Genomic DNA, 4,692 nt, shown 5'->3' on the forward strand with positions numbered 1-4,692 from the left:
CATCAGGCATTGAAATATAGGACGCCTGCCGAGTATATTCGAAGTGTTGGTTATGAGGTTCCTCATGTCTCAGTGTCTCAAATGTATTGAACTTGGACAATCGCTGGCACCATATCAAAAAAATCGCTAGGATTGGCGGGCTAAGTGTAATCAGGGAGCAGGGACTCAGGAGTTATTATGACTCAGGTATTGATTGTCGATGACGATGTGCATGTTCTACGTCTGTTGACAGAGATTATGGAGCGTGAGGGGTATCAAGTGCGTCAGGCGAGTGACGGTGCACATGCGCACTTGGCGTTTGCCGAACAGCCAGCGGATCTGGTCATCACAGATTTGCTGATGCCCAATAAGGAAGGTTTGGAGCTGATCCAAGAGCTAAGAGACATCAATCCGGACGTCAAAATCATCGCTTACTCTGGAGGCGGGCAAATGGCGCCTGATGCCTATTTGCAATTTGCCGAGGGCATGGGCGCAAACCGTGTTTTTTCAAAACCCATACCCGTCGACGAACTTGTACAAGCGGTGAAGGAGTTGCTGGCTTAGGTTGTCGATTTCGGTGGATAGTAGCGGATGGTGAACCAGAAACGACTTCCTTTGCCTACCTCACTTTTGACACCAATTTGCCCGCCCAGTAATGTGACCAGTTGTCGGCAAACAATCAGCTTTAGTCGGCCGGCAAAACTACTGTTGGTAAGTCGTGAGCGCTCGGCGAGCGAGTCAAAAAGTGTCTTTTGCGCTTCTTCGGGGATTCCGATGCCGGTATCCACGACGGTAAAACGCACTAGCTGATGTCCTTTTTCGTAGAGCAGGTCCACAAAGACGCTCACTTTCCCCTTTTTAGTGAAACGAATGGCGTTGCCGACCAAATTGTACAGTACCTGCCGTATGCGCTGCCGATCACTGTGACAAGTCAGCGGCACTCGCTCATTAATGTTCCATTCTAATTCTAATCCCTTTGCTTGGGCATGCGGTGCGAGCTCATCAATCACTTCCTGCACCATCACCTTGATTTCAAAGTCAGCTGGAATCAATTTGAGCAGTCCAGCGTCAAGTTTATGAAAGTCGAGCAAGTTTTCGAGGTTGCTGGCGAGGACCTGATGACTCCGGTTGGCGATGTCAAGGATTTCTGTTGGTTCAGGGGGGAGTTTAAATTCTTGCAGTAGTTTCAGCATGCTGGTCACGCTGTTCATGGGCGTTGTGATTTCATCCCCCATTCGTGACAGGAAAGAGGAACGAGTTTTGGGCTGATTCTCCAGAGCATGATATTTCTTCAACAAGTGTTCGTACTGGTGCTTGAGCTTGTGTCGTTTTTCTCTTAGTTTTTCAAGTTCGACATGTTGCTGTTCGGTCATGGATTGTAGCTCATGGAGCGTTTCGAGTAAGGTTTCGCCAGTCTGTTTCCATGGTTCAGGGAGTGTGCTCAGCTTCGCTTTGTCCTTCGCCATGATGGCCTCGACAAACTGTGTTTGGCGACGCGTGCGCAAGCTATCAAGGTGCACCAGCCAGCCGAGCAGAAGCAAGCCAGCCACAATGACGATACCGGTTGTCCACATGGCCCAATGCTGACTAGACCGGATTTCGGAGGCGGGAGGCAACTGTATCGAAAGCTCATATCCGCTCGCTCGCAGTGTTTTGGGGAGTGTTAACGCAATCCATTTGCCTTCAGGCAGTGGATGGCCGGCAATCTGGTCGGCCGATGTGGACTTGCTCAGTTTGACCGGCAGACCCAATTGGGCAGCCAGCCGATCAAGCATGTTTTTGTCAATCGGCTGCCCCGCAATGAACAACAAGCGAGGTTCTCCGGCAATGATGATGGGGGAGCTGACGAGGAATGTAGGCTCACCCCGAAATAACTGAAGCGACTCTTGCTCACGAGCACGTGGTGTGCTCAGCTGTTCAGTGAGCCATTGATTCAGTCCGCCGAAATCATTTCGGGCCGTTTTCTCTCCTGCGATGTGGAGTGTATTGTTCTCTCGCGTGTAAAGCGCAACAATCGGAATATCAAGCGCTTGTTTCCAAGCCAGAAGGGATGTCAGTAGCAATTCGTGTCTGCCCTGCATGACAATGTCTTCAATTTCTGGTGTGCGAGTCACTTTTTGCAATGCGTACAACTTAGCCAGCCATCTATCTAAGATCTCTTGAGCGCGTTTTTGCTGCAGTTGATGTTCACGTTGTTCCGTTCTCAAGAGGTTTTCTGCCAAGCGTGATTGCGACTGATACACGCCGATACTCAGCACCACGATCAGCAGCGTGGGCAGTGCAAGGATTTTGATAAGATTGAGCAAGCTTCTCCCCTCCCTAAATTGTGACACCCTTGGCTTGACTGTATCGGTGATGGCCAAGTTGTTCTGCCGACTTAATCATTTGGGTTAAAAACGTGTTGGCAGGCGCATTTTTCTTATACTTTAGTGCTTGTTGACAAATAAATCCGTTAATTACGTCAATTTCTGTTGCTCGGCCATGGTGAAGATCCTGGTGCATTGAACTGTAGTTGGCCGCGGTTTGGCTTGCCACCTGTTGTGTCCAAGTCAGAATCTCCGCTGCCGACATCCGTTGTCCGACGGCTTTGGCAATCGCTTCAATTTCGTTCGCGAGCGTTTGCCATAGCGTATAAACTTCAGGCGTACGCAAAGCGCCATTGGGACAGTTTAGCAAAGCAGAAATCGGGTTGATGAGGGCGTTGACGGCGAGTTTACGCCAGCGCATGGATTGAATATGCTCAGACCAGCCTGTTAACAACTTACAGTGAAGTGCGTTCATCATGAACTCTTTAGTCGGTTCGTCCGTTGGTAATAGGGCACCGAGCCAGCCTTCTCCTTCCCCGGTCTGAATAAAGCCGTTAGCCGTTGAACCGCGCATGGCCGCGTGTGAATGCACCAGAAAATAAATTTGGGAAGGAGATAAGCTTTGACGGACGATTTCCGTATGCTCGTATCCCATTCCATTACACGCAATTACCACGCGTGTCTTTGGTGTGATGCGCACTCGCCAAGTACTTAGGGCATGGCTGAACTGATAGCCCTTGGTGCAAAATATGACGATCTCAAATGGCGTCCCGTCATCCTCCGACAAGGACCAGTTTTGTTGGTCATTTTCTCGAATCACAGACGTATAGGTGTGTTGGCGACCATGGGCGACGACACGACGGTCACTAGCTGACAGGCTGGCCGCCCATAAACGGCCCGTGGCCCCGAAACCAATGATGTGAATGAGACTGTTGGCGACTTTTTGGCCCATTGCGGTGCGTTGTTTCATGGGAACTGGAAAGATAATAAACCATTGGCGCCTTAAATGCGTCATTAGGCGAGCTTATCAGTAATTTTAATGAGCAATCAGTGGTGTTTAGGAATGTGGTTTGAGATAATCAGCGATTTCCCGGATAGAGATTGTGCTTCGCCATGCAGCTTGCTAAAAAGGACAGAACTGAATTCAACAAACTGCAAAAGCGATTGCGTCGGAATGTCGGCAAGGCGATTGCGGATTTCAACATGATTGAAGACGGCGACCGGGTGATGGTATGCCTGTCAGGCGGCAAGGACAGCTACACCATGCTGGATATTTTGTTAAATCTCCAGCAAAGCGCACCGGTCAACTTTGAGCTGTTTGCGGTCAACCTTGATCAAAAGCAGCCGGGGTTTCCTGAGCATGTGTTGCCGGAGTATCTCGAAAGTCGCGGCGTGCCTTACCATATCATTGAAGAGGACACCTATTCTGTAGTGCAGCGGGTGATACCAGAAGGCAAAACCACATGCAGTCTATGTTCTCGGTTGCGACGCGGTATTCTGTATGGGTTCGCGGCGGAGCATGGTTTTAATAAGATTGCTTTGGGCCACCATCGTGAAGACATTATTGAAACCCTATTTCTGAATATGTTCTATGGCGGGAAATTAAAAGCCATGCCCCCTAAATTGCGCAGTGACGATGGACGGCATATTGTCATACGGCCTCTGGCATACTGCGCCGAAAAAGACATTGCACGGTTTGCGGAATACAAACAGTTCCCGATCATTCCGTGCAATTTATGCGGCAGTCAGGACAACTTGCAACGAAAGTTTATTAAGGCGATGCTGGCGCAATGGGACAAAGAGCAACCCGGCCGGATCGAAAATATCTTCAAGGCCATTCAAAATGTTGCGCCCTCGCATCTGGCTGATCGTCGATTGTTTGATTTCGGGGGCTTGAGGCCGCTTGAACCGGTTCAAGGTGTAGAATTTGTCGAGGTCACATAGATGAGACAGTTTCACCTTGTTGTGTAACACCAGAGTGTTCTGGGCAATTTTTTGACAACGTTAAGGAAAGGAAGATGAAAAAAGTACTTACCATTGGAATCCCCGCAGTATTGGTTGTGGCCGGACTTGCTGGTCCGAAAATGACTGGCTCGGTGATGGAAAATAATCTTGATCGGACGTTTGAGCGTGCTGCCGAATCAGGCCTGCTCACTTTTCGCAAGAAACGTTTCGAGCCGGGTTATTTTCACTCGGAAGGGGAATGGGAAATAGGACCGGGCCCAGCCTTACAAGCCGCGATGTCTCTCGCGGGCAAGGACGGCGAACGACTATTGTCCTTCAAAGCAACCATTGAAAATGGTCCATTGCTTTTGGATGACGGTCTGGGCTTTGGAATTGGAAAGGTTACGTTTGAGCCAATTTTTGATGCAAAGCAACAAGCGGAGCTGGAAAAGTATATTGAAGG

5 protein-coding genes are annotated in these 4,692 nt (G+C 49.4%); 3 read left to right on the top strand and 2 right to left on the bottom strand.

Annotated features, from left to right (window positions below):
• Positions 1–177 precede the first annotated feature (177 nt).
• Positions 178–543: a response regulator gene (locus D6694_15525; protein RMH33537.1), complete on the top strand. Its 366-nt coding sequence runs from the start codon at positions 178–180 to the stop codon at positions 541–543.
• Here the strand turns inward: D6694_15525 and D6694_15530 are convergent.
• Complete coding sequence (locus D6694_15530) at positions 540–2,285, bottom strand: hypothetical protein (protein RMH33538.1); 1,746 nt, start codon at positions 2,283–2,285, stop codon at positions 540–542. The two genes, D6694_15525 and D6694_15530, sit on opposite strands and share 4 nt — an antisense overlap.
• 13 nt (positions 2,286–2,298) lie before the next feature.
• Positions 2,299–3,300 (bottom strand): 2-dehydropantoate 2-reductase, encoded by a 1,002-nt coding sequence (locus D6694_15535; GenBank protein ID RMH33539.1) that lies wholly within the window; start codon positions 3,298–3,300, stop codon positions 2,299–2,301.
• Between the two features lie 98 nt (positions 3,301–3,398).
• On the opposite strand from D6694_15535, the gene ttcA reads away from it, so the two are divergent.
• On the top strand, positions 3,399–4,229 hold the full coding sequence (gene ttcA / locus D6694_15540; GenBank protein RMH33540.1) for a tRNA 2-thiocytidine(32) synthetase TtcA: 831 nt from the start codon (positions 3,399–3,401) through the stop codon (positions 4,227–4,229).
• Positions 4,230–4,303: 74 nt separating this feature from the next.
• Positions 4,304–4,692, top strand: a 389-nt coding sequence (locus tag D6694_15545) for a DUF945 family protein (GenBank protein RMH33541.1), incomplete at its 3' end; no start/stop codon positions are given.

This window comes from Gammaproteobacteria bacterium, from assembly GCA_003696665.1.
Classification (GTDB): Bacteria; Pseudomonadota; Gammaproteobacteria; order Enterobacterales.